The 16,477-nt window shown below is 73.5% G+C and carries 10 protein-coding genes; 4 read left to right on the plus strand and 6 right to left on the minus strand.

The window, feature by feature from the left end; all coding sequences use genetic code 11:
• Positions 1-50 precede the first annotated feature (50 nt).
• The 4 genes from eccE (at position 51) to OG841_RS13795 (ending at position 5,996) form a co-directional block, all read left to right on the plus strand.
• Positions 51-1,391 carry a type VII secretion protein EccE gene (gene eccE / locus OG841_RS13780; protein WP_371565426.1) on the plus strand — a complete coding sequence of 447 codons (1,341 nt, stop codon included), beginning with the start codon at positions 51-53 and terminating at the stop codon, positions 1,389-1,391.
• Positions 1,391-2,218, plus strand: coding sequence for a hypothetical protein (locus tag OG841_RS13785; protein ID WP_328641209.1), 828 nt, complete (start codon positions 1,391-1,393; stop codon positions 2,216-2,218). Before eccE ends, OG841_RS13785 begins: the two co-directional genes overlap by 1 nt.
• Positions 2,219-2,355: 137 nt before the next feature.
• Positions 2,356-2,682 (plus strand): DUF397 domain-containing protein, encoded by a 327-nt coding sequence (locus OG841_RS13790; protein WP_328643671.1) that lies wholly within the window; start codon positions 2,356-2,358, stop codon positions 2,680-2,682.
• 305 nt (positions 2,683-2,987) lie between these two features.
• Entirely contained in the window at positions 2,988-5,996 is a 3,009-nt protein-coding gene (locus tag OG841_RS13795) for an SCO5717 family growth-regulating ATPase (RefSeq protein ID WP_371565429.1), read from the plus strand.
• A gap of 66 nt (positions 5,997-6,062) precedes the next feature.
• On the opposite strand, the gene OG841_RS13800 is transcribed toward OG841_RS13795, so the two are convergent.
• From OG841_RS13800 to infB, 6 genes are all read right to left on the minus strand, one after another.
• Positions 6,063-7,013, minus strand: a complete 951-nt coding sequence (locus tag OG841_RS13800; RefSeq protein ID WP_328641207.1) for a bifunctional riboflavin kinase/FAD synthetase — start codon at positions 7,011-7,013, stop codon at positions 6,063-6,065.
• Positions 7,014-7,137: 124 nt separating this feature from the next.
• Positions 7,138-10,491 (minus strand): trypsin-like peptidase domain-containing protein, encoded by a 3,354-nt coding sequence (locus OG841_RS13805; protein WP_371565431.1) that lies wholly within the window; start codon positions 10,489-10,491, stop codon positions 7,138-7,140.
• A gap of 858 nt (positions 10,492-11,349) precedes the next feature.
• Entirely contained in the window at positions 11,350-12,255 is a 906-nt protein-coding gene (gene truB / locus OG841_RS13810) for a tRNA pseudouridine(55) synthase TruB (RefSeq protein WP_365122035.1), read from the minus strand.
• Positions 12,252-12,704: a 30S ribosome-binding factor RbfA gene (gene rbfA / locus OG841_RS13815; RefSeq protein ID WP_266558903.1), complete on the minus strand. Its 453-nt coding sequence runs from the start codon at positions 12,702-12,704 to the stop codon at positions 12,252-12,254. The genes truB and rbfA overlap by 4 nt, the downstream gene beginning before the upstream one ends.
• A gap of 36 nt (positions 12,705-12,740) precedes the next feature.
• Positions 12,741-13,034 (minus strand): DUF503 domain-containing protein, encoded by a 294-nt coding sequence (locus tag OG841_RS13820; protein WP_020122665.1) that lies wholly within the window; start codon positions 13,032-13,034, stop codon positions 12,741-12,743.
• 137 nt (positions 13,035-13,171) lie between these two features.
• A complete protein-coding gene (gene infB, locus OG841_RS13825; RefSeq protein ID WP_328641204.1) occupies positions 13,172-16,321 on the minus strand; it encodes a translation initiation factor IF-2 in 3,150 nt (1,049 codons plus the stop codon).
• Positions 16,322-16,477: the final 156 nt, after the last annotated feature.

A 16,477-nucleotide genomic window follows, 5' to 3' on the forward strand; every position in this document is an offset into this window, starting at 1 on the left:
GCCGCCAGCTCAAGTCGCGGCCAGACAATGCAAAGGGGTTGTACCGGGGGATGAGCACTGCGACCAGGTCCCGGCGCCGTAACGGCAGCCGTCGTACCCAGGAGAACCAGGGGCCCGGGCAGGTGCCGGAACCGGCACAGCCGTCCTCGACCCCGAGGCCCGCGAGCCCGGCCTCGCCGTCGCTCGCCCGGCGCCCCGGCAGCATCGGCCCCATCCGCGTCCAGCACCTGGTCGGCTTCGAACTGGCCGCCGCGGTCCTGCTGATCGGCTGGCTGCTGCGCCCCATCGGCCTCACCGTAGGCATCGTGCTGGCCGTACCACTGGTCCTGGCCGGACTGCTGCGCCGGCGCGGTCGTCCACTGCCCGAGTGGTTCAGCACCGCCCGCGCGCTCCGCGACCGCCGCAAGCGCAACGCCGAACCCGTGCCCCCCGGCACCGACCCCGGCTTCGCCCCGGCCGTCGAGTGCGACCCGGCGCTGCGCACCTACAGCTTCCAGGACCGCGAGCAGCGTGAGATCGGCATGCTCGGCGACGGCACCTTCCTCACCGCGCTCGTGCAGGTGCAGGCCGCCGACACCCCCCTGCGTCCGTCCTACGGCACCGGGGACATCCCCCTCGATCTGCTGCAGGGCCTGCTGGAGGTGGACGACATCCGGCTCGCCTCGGTCCAGGTCGTCCAGCACACCCAGCCCGCGCCCGCACCGCATCTGCCTCCGCAGGCCATGGCGGTCCGCTCCTACGGGCCGCTGCAGGCCCAGAGCATGACCCCGGGGCTGCGCATCACCTGGGTCGCGCTCAAGTTCGACCCGGAACTGTGCCCCGAGGCCGTGGAAGCCCGCGGTGGCGGTATGCAGGGGGCCCGGCGGGCGCTGCTGCGGGTCGCCGACCAGCTGGCCAGCCGTCTCATGGGAGTCGGCATGCAGGCCAAGGTGCTGAGCGAGGCGGACATCTGCGGCGCCATCGCGACCTCCAGCTGCGTCAATCCGATGGCCACGACAGGCGGTGCCGCGCTCGACGGGAGCCGCTCGGGCCGCCGTACGGCCGAGAGCACCCGTACCTGGCGCTGCGACGACCGGCTGCACACCACGTACTGGGTCTCCCGGTGGCCGCAGTTCGGCGGCGTCGGTCCGGCGTTCCCCCGGCTGGTCGGCGCGCTGACCTCGGCGCCCACGCTGGCCAGCACCTTCTCGCTCACCATCAGCAGGCGCCGGGGCAACGTCCTCGCCCTGTCCGGGCATGTGCGCCTGACCGGCCGCGGTGAGAACGAACTGGGCGAGGCGGCCCAGCACCTGGAGCGGGCCGCGTCCGCGTTCAAGGTCGGACTCGTACGGCTCGACCGTGAGCAACTGCCCGGAGTTCTGGCCACCCTGCCGCTGGGAGGTACCCGCTGATGTCCGCTCCCACCGTCCGTCCCTCCGGCCGCTCCGGTTTCGGATCGTCGACCCCGGGCTTCCCCGGACAGCGTCCCGGGCATCTGCCCCGCTCCCCCGAGCCCGCCCGGATCGGTCCCGAGCGGCGTCTGCGCGAAGCCTTCGGTCTGCTCGGCCCCCGACGTGAGCGTCACCTCGTCGACGCCGACGTCCTGGCGCAGCTGACGCTGCCCGTCGGCGACGACGGTCTGATCCTCGGCATCGATCAGGACAACCAGCCCGCGGTGCTGGGGCTGTGCCGCCCCACGCGGCTGGACATGGTGCTGGTGGGCGGCACCTGGATGGCCCAGGTCATCGCCCTGCGGGCGGCGGCGATCGGCGCGCGGGTGGCCGTGGAGACGGCACGTCCGCAGCTGTGGGCGCCGATGGCGCAGGCGGCCGGCGGTGGCCAGCAGTGCGTGACGGTGCACCAGGTGGGCCGGATCGCCCCACAGGGCCCGTCCCCGGCCAGCCCGGTGCTCATCATCCGCGACCTGGGCATCCGCCCGCCGCGCAGCCGTCTCACCACGGCGCCCTGGCAGTCGGTGCTGACCCTGCTCCCCTACCTCGGCCCGACCGCCCCGCGGCTGCTGGCCAACGCGGACGTCGTCGGCGTCCAGCGGATCTCTCCACAGGAGTCCCAAGTGGTCGGCAAGTCCATGCGGTTGCCCCAGGGCGACGCCGCGTCCCTGCCGTCCCTCGCCGACAACGTCGCCCTGTGGTGCACGCAGAAGCACCGGCAGTACGTGATGACCCAGCCCACCGACGCGGAGACCGGTCTCCTCGGGGCGCCCCGCCGGATGGACTGACGGGCGGACTCGTGACGCGGCCAAGGCGGCGGCCCCTCACGCGAGTTCGTAACCGAACCGTTGCGCCGTGTGAGAGGGCCCAGGCCAAGTAGGGTGCTCGTGCACGAGGTTCGCTCATGAGAAAGGGCCCGCCGACCATGACCGACGCGGACGACATCGCCGCAAAGACACCGGACGAGGACGTCAAGGCGCGAAAGGCGAGGGAACGGGACGAGCTGTACGGCCTGGACATCTCCGGCGTCGAATGGCACAGCGCGCCCGGCACCGAGGAGCACGAGGAGCGCGTCGAGATCGCGTACCTCCCCGAGGGCGCGGTGGCCATGCGGTCCTCCCTGGACCCGGACACCGTGCTGCGGTACACGGAGGCGGAGTGGCGGGCCTTCGTACTCGGCGCACGCGACGGCGAGTTCGACCTGGAGGCCGCACAGCACCAGGGCGGGCTCTCCGCGGAGCAGGCGGAGTAGGCAGGACGGCCCGGCCTCGGCCGGGACAGAGCCGACCGCCCCGGGCTCCAAAAGACGGACAATCGTCACAAGGCCGACATCAGGGCAGGCACCGGTCCGTTGGGCGCGAGCGCACAGCGGACGGGCCTGCCCCGCCGACGCCGGTGGCGTTTACGCTTGATGCGGGTGCGGCGTAAGAACCCACGGGTGGGTTGTTCGCGTCCAGGGGACTTCAGACGGATCGGACACCAGGAACGGTCGCCCCCAGCCCGGCACATGAGTGCCCACACGGCACGAGGGTGCTCGACCCCACACCAGGAGGAATTGTGCAGAGCGATCGGGACGGGCTGCGCGCGGGCTGGACCACGCCCAGCGACGACCAGTCCGACGCGGAGTCCGCCACCGAGATGACGGGCGAGTTCACCATCGACTACGCCGCGCCTGCCTGGTACACGCAGAGCGCGGCGCCCGAGGCCGAGGCGGAACCTCCCGCGCCCGCCGCTGCCCCCACCGCGCCTGCACCGCACCCCGGTTACCCCGATACGTCCGGTTCCGCACCGTCGGCTCCCGTTCCCGGCCCGCAGTTCGACCCTTCCGCGGGCCCGGCCGGCGCAACGCCTCCGCCGCCGCCGTGGGCGGGAAACCCCGGCGCGGCCCCCCAGCCCCCGCAGAGCGGCTACGGCTACCCGCAACCGCCTGCTCCCCCGAACCCCCAGAGCGGCTACGGCTACCCCCAGCCGCCCGCTCCCCCGAACCCCCAGAGCGGCTACGGCTACCCCCAGCCGCCTGCTCCCCCGAACCCCCAGAGCGGCTACGGCTACCCCCAGCCGCCCGCTCCCCCTACGGCACCCACCGCGGCACCGGTGGCTCCCGCACCCCCCGCGGCCCCAGTGGCTCCCGCACCTCCCGTCGCCCCTGTAGCCCCCGCGCCCCCCGTGGCTCCGGCACCCCCTGCAGCCCCTGCCCCCGCCCCCGCCGCCGCAGACGGCGGTGCGGCTCCCGCAGGAGAGGAAGCGGAAGGCCGTTTCGACGCGTCCTCCGCCACGGCGACGAGCGCCCCGCAACCCCCCGCCACCCCGTCGCCGGAGGCACCCGCCGCGCCCACCGCGCCCACCGCCCCCGAGCCTTCGGCCCCCGCCGAAGCCCCGCAGGGGTCCGCGGAGGCGGACGTCGAGGCACCGGCGGCGGCCCCGTCCTCGAGCGAGGCCGGAGCCACATCCGCCTCCGACGACGAGACCGGAACCGACGAGGCCACGGCCGCCCCCCAGGCGCCCACCGCCGAAGCCGCGGCACCGGAAGCGCCGGAAGCCCCTGAGCCACCGGAAGCCAATACGCCCCCGGCCGCCACCCCGAGCGGTGACGCCGAGCAGCGGACCACCGCACCGGACCAGCCCCAGGCACCGCAGGTCGCCGCCGGACCCGAGCAGCCCCAGCCTGCCCAGAACCCCGCCCCCGAGCAGCCCCACGCCCAGCAGGAGGGCTGGCGTCCCCCGCCGGCTCCCCAGGGCGCAGTCCCGCCCCTCCCGCCCCAGTTCGCGTCGGCGGCGCCCGGTGCGGCACCGCCGTCGGCCCCGGAGTGGTCGACGGGCGGACAGCCCGGCGCCCCGCTCCCGCCCGCACAGCCGACGGCCGCCCCCCAGCCCCAGGCACCGCAACCGGCGCCCGGGGGCTGGCCGGCCACTCCGCCGCAGCCGGAAGGCCAGCCGGCACAGGGCGGTTACGGCTACCCACAGCCCCCGGCCCCGCAGAACCCGCAGAATCCCCAAAACCCGCAGAGCGGTTACGGCTTCCCCCAGCCCCCTGCGCCCCAGCCCGGCCAGGGCGGCTACGGCTACCCCCAGCAGCCCGCGCCCCCCAACCCCCAGAGCGGTTACGGCTTCCCCCAGCCCCCCGCTCCGCAGCCCGACCAGAGCGGCTACGGCTACCCCCAGCAGCAGGCCCCCGCACAGCCCGGCCAGCCGGGTCAGCCCGTGCCGCCGCCCCCGGCACAGCCGCAGGCCCAGCCGGGGCAGCCGCAGTTCCCGGGACAGCAGCCGCCGCAGGCACCCCAGCCCGGCCCCTACGCGGGCGCTCCGGGCCAGCCCGGCGTGGACCCCCGTACCGGTGGAGCCTGGCCCGCGGCCGTCCAACACGACCAGCGGCAGCAGGTCGCCGGCGCCGGCGCGCCGCTGGGCTACAACGCCGCGGTGGAGCTGACCTCGGACCGGCTGGTCAACAGCAAGAAGCAGAAGGCCAAGAGCAGCCGCCCCACTCCCGGTGGCTCCAAGTTCAAGCTCGGAGGCAAGAAGGAGGAGCAGGAGAGGCAGCGCAAGCTCGACCTCATCCGCACCCCGGTGCTGTCCTGCTACCGGATCGCGGTGATCAGCCTCAAGGGCGGCGTGGGCAAGACGACCACGACCACCGCCCTCGGCTCCACTCTCGCCACCGAACGGCAGGACAAGATCCTCGCCATCGACGCCAACCCGGACGCCGGCACCCTCGGCCGCCGGGTGCGGCGCGAGACCGGCGCCACCATCCGCGACCTGGTCCAGGCGATCCCGTACCTCAACTCGTACATGGACATCCGCCGGTTCACGTCCCAGGCGGCCTCGGGCCTCGAGATCATCGCCAATGACGTCGACCCGGCCGTGTCCACGACGTTCAACGACGAGGACTACCGGCGCGCGATCGACGTGCTGGGCCGCCAGTACCCGATCATCCTCACGGACTCGGGCACGGGTCTGCTCTACAGCGCCATGCGCGGGGTCCTCGACCTCGCGGACCAGCTGATCATCATCTCGACCCCGTCGGTGGACGGCGCGAGCAGCGCCAGTACGACGCTGGACTGGCTGTCGGCGCACGGGTACGCGTCCCTGGTCTCGCGGTCCATCACCGTGATCTCGGGTGTGCGCGAGACCGGCAAGATGATCAAGGTGGAGGACATCGTCACCCACTTCGAGCAGCGCTGCCGGGGCGTGATCGTCGTACCGTTCGACGAGCACCTGGCGGCCGGTGCCGAGGTCGACCTCGACATGATGCGGCCGAAGGTCCGGGAGGCGTACTTCGACCTCGCCGCGATGGTGGCCGAGGACTTCGTGCGGGCCCAGCAGGAGCAGGGTCTGTGGACGGGACAGGGCGGCCACCAGCCGCCGACCATGGCTCCCCCGATGCCGGGCCATCAGCAGCAACCCCCCGCCGGACAGCCGCAGCAGCCCCAGCCGCCGTTCCAGGGCTTCCCCGGCGCCCAACCCGGCCAGCCCTGGCAGACCGGTCAGCCGGGTCAGCCGGGTCAGCCGCAGCCCGGGTTCCCGCAGCCGCCGTACGACCCGAACGCGGGACAGCCGCCGCAGCAGTAGGCGAAAGCAGCAGACGAAAGAGGGCCGGCACCACAAAGGTGCCGGCCCTCTTTCGTCTCCACGCCTTCAGGCCTGCGCGCCCTCGATCAGCTCACGGCACCGCTTCACGTCCTCGGCCATCGCCTTCAGCAGCGCGTCCAGCGACTCGAACTTCTGCTGCCCGCGCACATAGGCGAGGAAGTCCACCGCCACGTGCAGCCCGTACAGGTCGAGCCCGACGCGGTCGATCGCGTACGCCTCCACCGTGCGCTCGGTGCCGTCGAACTGCGGGTTGGTGCCGACGGAGATCGCGGCCGGCATCGCCTCGCCCTGGGCGTGCAGCCAGCCGGCGTAGACGCCGTCGGCGGGGATGGCGGTGTGCGGGAGGGTCTCGACGTTGGCGGTCGGGAAGCCGAGCTCGCGCCCTCGCTGGGCCCCGCGGACGACCACGCCCTCCACCCGGTGCGGACGGCCCAGGATCTCCCCGGCGCCCTCCACGTCACCTTCGGCGACCAGGCGCCGGGTCAGGGTGGAGGAGAAGGGCTCGCCGCCGCCCGCCGTGCCCGACACGTACAGGTCGACGATCTCGACCTCGAAGTCGTACGTCTTGCCCTGCTCGACGAGGAAGTCGACGTTGCCCGCGGCCTTGTGGCCGAAACGGAAGTTGGGGCCCTCGACGACCGCCTTGGCGTGCAGCTTGTCGACCAGGACCTTGACGACGAAGTCGGCGGGCGAGAGCTTCGAGAACTCCGTGGTGAAGGGGAGGATGAGGAGCGCGTCCACGCCCAGCTCGGCCATGAGCTCGGCGCGGCGGTGGTGCGGGGCCAGCAGGGGCGGGTGACTGCCGGGGCGGACGACCTCGCTGGGGTGCGGGTCGAAGGTGACGACGACCGAGGGGACGCCCAGCTCGCGCGCCCGGTCCACGGCATGCCGGATGATCAGCTGGTGCCCGCGGTGGACCCCGTCGTAGGAACCGATGGTGACGACGCTGCGCCCCCAGTCCTCGGGGATGTCCTCCAAGCCACGCCAGCGCTGCACTGTGACCGCTCCTCGTCGAACCTGTGTCCGTATTGACTCTTGCGACTTACGCAGGTCTAAGGGTGCCATGCCGCGTGCCCGTCGCTCGCATCGGCATGGGGGCTGTGACCCGACGCACGCGGAGTCAGGCGGGAACCCGTACACCCGCCAGGTTCTCGATCATCCGCCGGGTGCTGGGGCCGACCACCCCCGCCCACTCCTGCGGGGCGTCGGCGAGCCAGCCGGCCACCAGCGCGGCGAACCCGGGCACGTGCCGACCGAGGTCGACGAGAGCGCGGTCGAAATCGGACGCGCCCAGCGGGGTGCGGACGAGGAGGAGGCCGGTGCGCCGGACGAGGTCGCGGACGCCGTCCCCACCGCGCGCGGCGGCCGCGGGCAGCAGGGCGACCAGGACCGCGGGCTCCCGTTCGTGGTCCAGGAGGAAATCGAGGAGTTCCTGGCGCAGCGGGCGCGAGGCGGGGGTGCCCGGGCCCACGAGCACGGCGGCCAGCGCGGCCCGCACCCGTTCCGAGGCGCCGGCGAGCAGTCCGCTGACCAGCGGGAGGAGTACGGCCCGGGCGGCGGGGCCCTGGTCGAGGCGCCGGTCGACGTACGCGGCCACGTCACCGGCGGTCTCCGGGCGCCGCTCGACCGCCTCCCGCGCCAGCACGGCCACCCGGCGGGCCAGGGCGGGCGTGGTGACGTCGGCGAGCGTGCGCAGCGCCCCCCCGGCACCCGGCCTGCGCAACCGCTCCCGGAAGGCCTCCAGGACCGGATCGGGGTCGGTGGCGAGCGCGGGGACCAGCGCGCCGGGCGGGAACCGCGGGTCGCCGGCCGCGAAGTGCCCGAGCGCCTGCGGGAGATGACGGGCACGCGTGCGCGGGTCGCGCACCAGCAGGGCGAGCGCACCGCCGTGCAGGGTGCGGTCCTCGGGGCGGGCGAGCAGCGCGAGGGCGGCGTAGCGCAGGAGTTCGCGGTCGGCCTCGGTGCGTACGTGCGGGGCGGCCCGCAGTCCGTACGCCACCGCCGCCACCCGCCGTGCCGGCCGCTCGTCGTGCGCCCACCGGTCCACGGCCCGGCACACCGCCGACGGCTCGTCCTCGGCCAGCACCGCGAGCAGTTCGTCGGCCCGCCGGTGCGCACAGCCGACGAGCACCTCGGTGAGGTCGTCCAGGGCCCGGGTCCGGTGCGTGTGCAGCAGCGCCTGCGCGGCCTCCGCGACGGTCGCGTGCGGGGTCGCGGGCAGCGGCCGCTCGTCGTCGAACCAGCGCGTGAGATGCGGCTGTACGGCGGTGGGGTCCGTGGCCAGCAGCTCTGCCACGGCGTCCAGGAACCGGGGGCCCGGCTCGTGCGGGGGCCCGTCGGCGAGGACGAGGCGGCGCAGCAGCTCGAAGCGGTTACCGGGCGGGAGCGGGAGGGCGGTCCAGAAGGCCGGCCCGAACGCGGGCGGGACCGGTTCCTCCTGACGGCGCCGGTCCACCAGGCGGTCGGTGAGCCGCCGCAGGACATCGGTGTACGGCGTCGCGTCGGGCACGCGCAGCAGGGTCTCGGTGAGAAGGCGGGCCGCCCACCAGGAGTGCGTGTCGGCGTCGAGGGCGTGGAGCAACTCCTCCAGTCGGTGCGCCAGTTGCCGTGCGCCGTGCTGGCGGGCGACGAGAAGCAGGGCCTGGACGACGGGGCCGATGCGGTGGTGCGGGACGGGGAGGGGGTCTTCCCGTTCGGTGCGGTGGCGGTGGACCAGGACACGCAGGGCCTCGTCCAGGTCGAGGTGGGTGCCCTGGATCCAGTCGGCGAGTTCCTCGTGGGCGAAGCGGTAGCCGCTGCCGGCGGGGACGAGGAGGCCCTCGGTGAGGACGGCGGAGGCCCAGCCGGTGCCGCCGAGCCGCTTCGGCGCCGGGCCCCAGGGGAACACCGCCTCGAACGACTCCCGGTCCAGCTCCCCGTGCCCGGGACCGAGGCTGCGGCGGGCGGCCTCGTGGACCTGGCCGGAGACCTTCGCGGCGAGCCGGCGGACGGCGGCGCCGCGCAGGCCGCTCGCCGTGGCCAGCCGTACCGCGATACGCAGGCACATCAGGTCGAGGTACGCCGAGAAGACCTCGTCGCGGTCCGTGGGGGCGTGCGGGGCGTCCGGGAGAGCCGCGCGGACCTCGGAGAGGAGCCGGAGGGTGAGGGGGTGGCGGTCGTCGGGGGCGGTGAGGATGCCTTCGGGGAGGGTGTGGCGGGCCCGGGCACGGCGGGCCTCCTCGTCGGTGAGGTCGGCGAGGCGTACGCAGGGCGGAAGGTGCCCCTCCGGGATGCCGTACAGCAGTTCCTCCGGGAAGTCCGCGCCCTCCCAGTACTCCTCCCGGCACGCCACCACCAGCCTCGCCCCCGTCTCCGCCAGCCACTTCACCGTGCCCTGTGTCCACTCGGCGAGGCGGTGGGCCAGGACCGGGGGCATCTCCTCGGGTCCGTCGAGGAGAAGGAACAGGGGGCGGCCCGCGGTGCCGGAGAGGCGGGCCAGGCGTTCTGGGGTGAGGTCGCCCAGGTCGGCGGGGACGGTGTCCGTGGAGCTCGCCACGATCCGGGCGGCCCTGGTGAGCGCTCGGCTCGCCGCGTCGGCCACCGAGGCGTCGGTGTCCTCGAGGTCCGCGCCGCGCAGCCAGAGGGTGGGGGCCGGGGCGGAGCTCCGGTGGCGGCGGGCGGCGAGGGCCGCGAGTTGTGTCGTACGGCCGCTGCCGGGCGGTCCGACGAGGCCGAGAACGCCGGCCGGGCCCTCGGGGAAAGCGGCGAACTCCCTGGTGACCGCTGTCCGTTCGACCGGCTCGGTCGGGTCTGCCCGGCCCACGTGACCGGCGAGCGTGCCCGGCGGCCCGTCCTGGCCGATCGAGGTGGCCGTCAGTTCCAGCACGCCGGCGAGGTTGAGGTCGGCGCCGTACGCCGGGACCGTCGCCGCGTTCTCCGCGAGCAGGTCGGCGAGGGGGCCGGTCCGGACGGAGCGGAGCGGGACCGCGTATCCGCTGTCGCGGTGGCCGCACTGCAGGGCGGTGCCGAGGACGGCGACCACCGCGCCGGTCTCGGCGTCGAGCACGGGGCCTCCGGCGGCCCCGCCGCCCAGCCGGAGGGCGTCCCGTCCCGCGGTGCCGATCGCCAACTCCAGGACGTCTTCGAGGAGATGGAAGCGGTCGGTGGCGGTGTAGGTCACGGAGGCCGTGCCCAGCACACGGGCCTCGCGCCAGCAGCCGGCGGGGAGCCGGACGTAGGTGCCGGTCTCGACGGTGTCGCGCACGGACACCGGCAACGGGTCCACGCCGAGTCCTTCGGCCCGGATGAGCGCCAGGTCCAGCTCGGGCAGCGCGGTCACGGCATCGGCGGACACCACACGACTGCGGTCACCGCCGGAGTGCAGCACGAGCCGGGCCAGCCCGTCGACGGCCTCATGGCCGGTGACGACGGTGCCACGGTGATCGGCCACGAACCCGATCCCCCGGGGCCGGCCGGCCAGATCAAGAATCCGCACGAGTCCCTCGTCCCGCCCGGCCCCGGGAACCGGTCCGCGTTGCCGCCCCCGCGCATGCCGCGAACGCTCCTCGCACCCGCTCAGACCCGCCTCACGCGGCTCCGAGCCCCGCTGTTCCGCAGACAGCTGTTCCGCAGACAGACCCGCGTCGCGCGACTCCCGCCCCCCAGATCCCGCAGACAGACCCGCCTCACGCGACTCTCCACCCCCAGCCCCCCTAGGCCAGGCCACCTCGCCGGACTCCCGGCCCCCAGGCCCCGCAGTCCAAGCCACGTCCCGCAGCTCCCGACCACCAAGCCCCGCAGACCGACCCGGCTCACGCGACTCCCGCCCCCCAGCCCCCCTAGGCCAGGCCACCTCGCCGGACTCCCGGCCCCCACGCCCCGCAGTCCAAGCCACGTCCCGCAGCTCCCGACCACCAAGCCCCGCAGACCGACCCGCCTCACGCGGCTCTCCACCCCCAGCCCCCCTAGGCCAGGCCACCTCGCCGGACTCCCGGCCCCCACGCCCCGCAGACAGACCCGGCTCCCCCGCGATCCCTTCCCCCCGCCCCGGCATCTCCGCGCCGGAGGCGAGAGGCGTCGTTCCGTCGGCGGAGTCATCTCCTGCCGCCATGGCCGTACCTCCCCGCCGTACGCACGTTCCTGTTTTCGACGGTAGGCGTGTGGTGATCGGCGGCACAGATCGTGTGGTGAACGCGCCCCCTTCCACTCCCCCGGTTCACTCCGAGCGCCTGCCCGCGCGGGTGAATGGAAGGGGACGGGCGGATACACCCTAGGGGTGGGGGAACCGAGGGGGGACCGTGGAGCGGCGGCACAACCCCGTGATCGCCGCTCCACGGGCAAACAGCCTCGGTGCCTAGCCGAAGACGGCCAGGCTCTTCGCCTTGCCCTTCTGTTCCTCGACCAGCGCCAGAAAGCGGCCCTCGGGGTCGAAGACGGCCACCGTACCGGCGCCCGTGTACTCGTCGGGCATGTCGAGCCGTACGCCGTTGGTGAGCAGCTTGGCCCGGCGGCCGTCGACGTCCCAGCGGGGGAACGCGGCGGTCGCGGCCTCGGCGATCGGCATCACCGTCAGCTCCTGCTGGAGCTGGTCGAGCGTCTTGGCCGAGTCCAGCTTGTACGGGCCCACGCGCGTGCGGCGCAGAGCCGTCAGGTGGCCGCCGACGCCCAGGTCGGCGCCCAGGTCGCGGGCGAGGGCCCGGATGTAGGTGCCGGACGAGCAGACCACCGACACGACCAGATCCACAACGGCCGTGCCGTCCTCGGCGACCGCGTCCCGGACGTCGTGGACCGCGAAGGACGAGATCGTGACGGGGCGGGCCGGGATCTCGAAGTCCTCGCCCTCACGCGCCCGTTTGTACGAGCGCACGCCGTCGATCTTGATGGCGCTGACCTTGGACGGCACCTGCATGATGTCGCCGCTCAGCTTGGCGATCCCGGCGTCGACGGCCTCTCGGGTGACCTTCGAGGCGTCTGCCGACCCCGTGATCTCGCCCTCCGCGTCGTCGGTCAGCGTCGTCTGGCCGAGCCGGATCGTGCCCAGGTACTCCTTCTCGGTCAGCGCGAGGTGCCCGAGGAGCTTGGTGGCCTTCTCGACACCGAGGACCAGCACACCCGTCGCCATGGGGTCGAGGGTGCCGGCGTGTCCGACGCGGCGGGTCCTGGCGATCCCGCGCATCTTGGCGACCACGTCGTGCGAAGTGAAGCCCGACGGCTTGTCCACGATGACAAGGCCGTCGGGCGGCGGGTTCTTCTGGGTCATTCGGCGGCGTCGTCCGTCTCGTCCTCGTCGCCCGGCTTCCGGTACGGATCGGCGTCGCCGGCGTACTTGGCGCCGGCCGAGACCTCGCGCACCTTCTCGTCGGACTGGCGCGCCTTGTCGAGGAGGTCGTCGATGGTCTTGGCGGTGTCGGGCAGCGCATCGGCCACGAAGGTCAGCGTCGGGGTGAACTTCACGCCCGCCGCCGCTCCGACCGCGCTGCGGAGCACGCCCTTGGCGCTCTCCAGCCCTGCGGCCGCGGCCGCCCGCTCCTCGTCGCCGCCGTACACCGTGTAGAAGACGGTCGCCTCCCGCAGGTCACCCGTGACCCGGGTGTCCGTGATGGTGACGTGTGAGCCGAGCCGCGGGTCCTTGATCCCGCGCAGCAGCTTCTGGGCCACCACCTCTCGGATGAGGTCCGCCAGCCTCTTGGCGCGCGCGTTGTCGGCCACTGGTCCGTCTCCTTAGTAACTGTCTTGCTGCTTGCTTCAGTCTTCGTCGCTGTGGAGCCTGCGTCGAACCGAGAGCAGTTCCACCTCGGGCCGCCCGGCGACCAGCCGCTCGCAGCGGTCCAGCACGTCGGTGAGGTGTCCCGTGTCCCCGGAGACCACCGCGAGCCCGATCTCGGCCCTGCGGTGGAGGTTCTGATTGCCCGTCTCCGCCGCGCTCACCGCGTACTTGCGCTGGAGCTCGGCCACGATCGGACGGACGAGAGAGCGTTTCTCCTTCAGCGAGTGGACGTCACCGAGGAGCAGGTCGAAGGACAGAGTCCCCACATACATGTGTAGCCGGATGTCCCGCCGGTTCGGGGTACGGGCGCCGCGCTTGGACGCCGGTACGGGGAACCGTACACGCAACGGCCGGGGCCGATCGACGGATATTACGTCCGCCGATCGGCCCCGATCGCGTGCTACGACGGTCAGCCGCGCGGCTTCTCGCGCATCTCGTACGTCGCGATGACGTCGTCGACCTTGATGTCGTTGAAGTTTCCGAGGTTGATACCACCCTCGAAGCCTTCGCGGATCTCGGTGACGTCGTCCTTGAAGCGGCGCAGACCGGAGATGGTGAGGTTCTCCGCGACGACCTTGCCGTCGCGCAGCAACCGCGCCTTGGTGTTGCGCTTGACCTCGCCGGAGCGGACCAGCACACCGGCGATGTTGCCCAGCTTCGACGAGCGGAAGACCTCGCGGATCTCCGCCGTACCGAGCTCGACCTCTTCGTACTCCGGCTTGAGCATGCCCTTGAGGGCCGCCTCGATCTCCTCGATCGCCTGGTAGATGACCGAGTAGTAGCGGACGTCCACACCCTCGCGCTCGGCCATCTGCGCCGCACGGCCTGCCGCGCGGACGTTGAAGCCGATCACGATGGCGTCCGAGCCCATCGCCAGGTCGATGTCCGACTCCGTGACCGCACCGACACCGCGGTGCAGGACCCGGATGTCGACCTCTTCGCCGACGTCCAGCTGGAGCAGGGAGGACTCGAGGGCCTCGACGGAACCAGAAGCGTCACCCTTGATGATGAGGTTGAGCTGCTGGACCTCGCCGGCCTTGAGCACCTTGTCCAGGTCCTCGAGCGACACACGGCGCGTGCGCTTGGCGAACGCCGCGTTCCGCTCGCGGGCGGCGCGCTTCTCGGCGATCTGACGGGCCGTACGGTCCTCGTCGACCACCAGGAAGTTGTCGCCCGCACCCGGGACGTTGGTCAGGCCCAGGACCTGGACCGGCGTCGACGGGCCGGCCTCGGCGACGTTGTTGCCGTTGTCGTCGAGCATGGCGCGCACGCGGCCGTAGGCGTCGCCCACGACCATCGTGTCGCCGACCCGCAGCGTGCCTCGCTGGACGAGCACCGTCGCCACGGCACCACGGCCGCGGTCGAGACGGGACTCGATCGAGATGCCCTGCGCGTCCTGGTTCGGGTTGGCCCGCAGGTCGAGCGAGGCGTCGGCCGTGAGCACCACGGCCTCCAGCAGGGAGTCGATGTTCAGACCCTGCTTGGCGGAGATGTCGACGAACATGGTGTCGCCGCCGTACTCCTCGGCCACCAGGCCGTACTCGGTCAGCTGACCGCGCACCTTGGTCGGGTCGGCACCCTCGACGTCGATCTTGTTGACCGCGACGACGATCGGGACGTCGGCCGCCTTGGCGTGGTTGAGCGCCTCGACCGTCTGCGGCATGACGCCGTCGTTGGCCGCGACGACCAGGATCGCGATGTCCGTCGACCGGGCACCACGGGCACGCATGGCGGTGAACGCCTCGTGACCCGGGGTGTCGATGAAGGTGATCGCGCGGTCTTCTTCGTTGACCTGGGTCGAGACCTGGTAGGCACCGATGTGCTGGGTGATGCCGCCGGCCTCGCCCGCGATGACGTTCGTCTTGCGGATGGCGTCGAGGAGTCGGGTCTTACCGTGGTCGACGTGACCCATGACGGTCACGACCGGCGGACGGACGACCAGGTCCTCGTCGTCGCCCTCGTCCTCACCGAACTCGATGTCGAAGGACTCGAGCAGCTCGCGGTCCTCCTCCTCGGGGCTGACGATCTGAACCGTGTAGTTCATCTCGCCCGCGAGGAGCTGCAGCGTCTCGTCGGAGACGGACTGCGTGGCCGTGACCATCTCGCCGAGGTTCATCATGACCGCGACGAGGGACGCCGGGTTGGCGTTGATCTTCTCCGCGAAGTCGGTGAGCGAGGCACCGCGCGACAGGCGAATGGCTTCGCCGTTGCCGCGAGGCAGCATCACGCCGCCGACCGACGGGGCCTGCATGGCCTCGTACTCCTGGCGCCTCTGCCGCTTCGACTTGCGACCGCGACGCGCGGGACCGCCGGGACGACCGAAGGCGCCCTGCGTGCCACCACGGCCACCGGGACCGCCGGGACGACCACCGAAACCGGGACGACCGCCGCCGCCACCGCCGGGACCACCCGGACGGCCGGCGAAACCGCCGCCACCGCCACCGGGACCCGCGGGACGACCGGCGAAGCCGCCGCCACCGCCACCGGGACGACCGGCGAAACCGCCGCCGCCGCCACCGGGACGACCGCCGCCACCGCCACCGGGGCGACCGCCACCGCCACCGGGACCGCGACCACCGGGGCCACCGCCGCCGGGACGCGGGCCGGCAGCCGGACGCTGCGGCATCATGCCGGGGTTGGGACGCGGGCCGCCGGGGCCACCGCCGCCGGGACGGGGACCGCCCTGCGGACGGGGCATGCCACCCGGGCTCGGACGCGAGCCGCCCGGGGCCTGCGGACGGGGACCGCCCGCCGCGCCCTGGGGACGGGGACCGCCCTGGCCCTGACCCTGCGGACGCGGAGCGCCGCCGGGACGCTCACCGGGACCACCAGGGCCGCCGGGGCGCGGGGCACCGCCCGGACGGGGCGCCTGCGGGCGCGCCATGCCGGTGGAGCCACCAGAGGTGAAGGGGTTGTTGCCCGGACGGGGACCGGCCGGACGAGCGCCGGGACGGGCACCCTGGCCGCCCGGACGCGGAGCGCCGGGACGGTCGCCGCGCTCACCACGGCCCTGACCGCCCTGGCCGGGACCGCCGGCCGGACGCGGAGCGCCGGGACGCGGGGCCTGGGAGGCCGGACGAGGAGCACCCGGACGCGGGCCGGAACCCTGGCCCTGGCCCTGGGAGGCCGGTGCGGCGGGAGCCGCCGGGGGTGCCGTGAACTCCGGCGTGGTCGGAGCCGGGGACGCCGGGGCGGGCCGCGGCGCCGGTGCGGGCTTCGGGCCCGGAGTGGGACGGGAGCCGGGAGCGGCCGGGGCGGCGGGAGCCGCGGGCCTCTCGGCGGCGGCCGGCTTGGGAGCCGGCGGGCGCGGGGCGGCCGGACGGGCGGCCTGCGCGGGAGAGGGGGCTGCCGGCCTGGCCGGGGCAGCCTTGCGTGCGGGGGCGGGCTTGCCGCCTCCGTTGCCCTGCTGGAGGGCGTCCGTCAACTTACGGACAACGGGCGCTTCGATGGTCGAAGACGCCGAACGGACGAATTCACCGAGTTCCTGGAGCTTGGCCATGACGACCTTGCTCTCCACCCCGAACTCCTTGGCGAGTTCGTATACCCGGACCTTAGCCACTTCGCTCCTTTTAGGTCCGGGTGCGTCCGGACCGTCGCTACTTCATGGGCGTACTCATCGCGTGCTCATCGAGTGCTCATCGCAATCTCGACCTACTTCCAACTCGCGGGGTACCAGGGCCGCACGGGGGTTCCGCGCGACGCTTCTTACGGTGTT

Source organism: Streptomyces canus (assembly GCF_041435015.1).
In the GTDB taxonomy this organism is placed as follows: Bacteria; Actinomycetota; Actinomycetes; order Streptomycetales; family Streptomycetaceae; genus Streptomyces; species Streptomyces canus_G.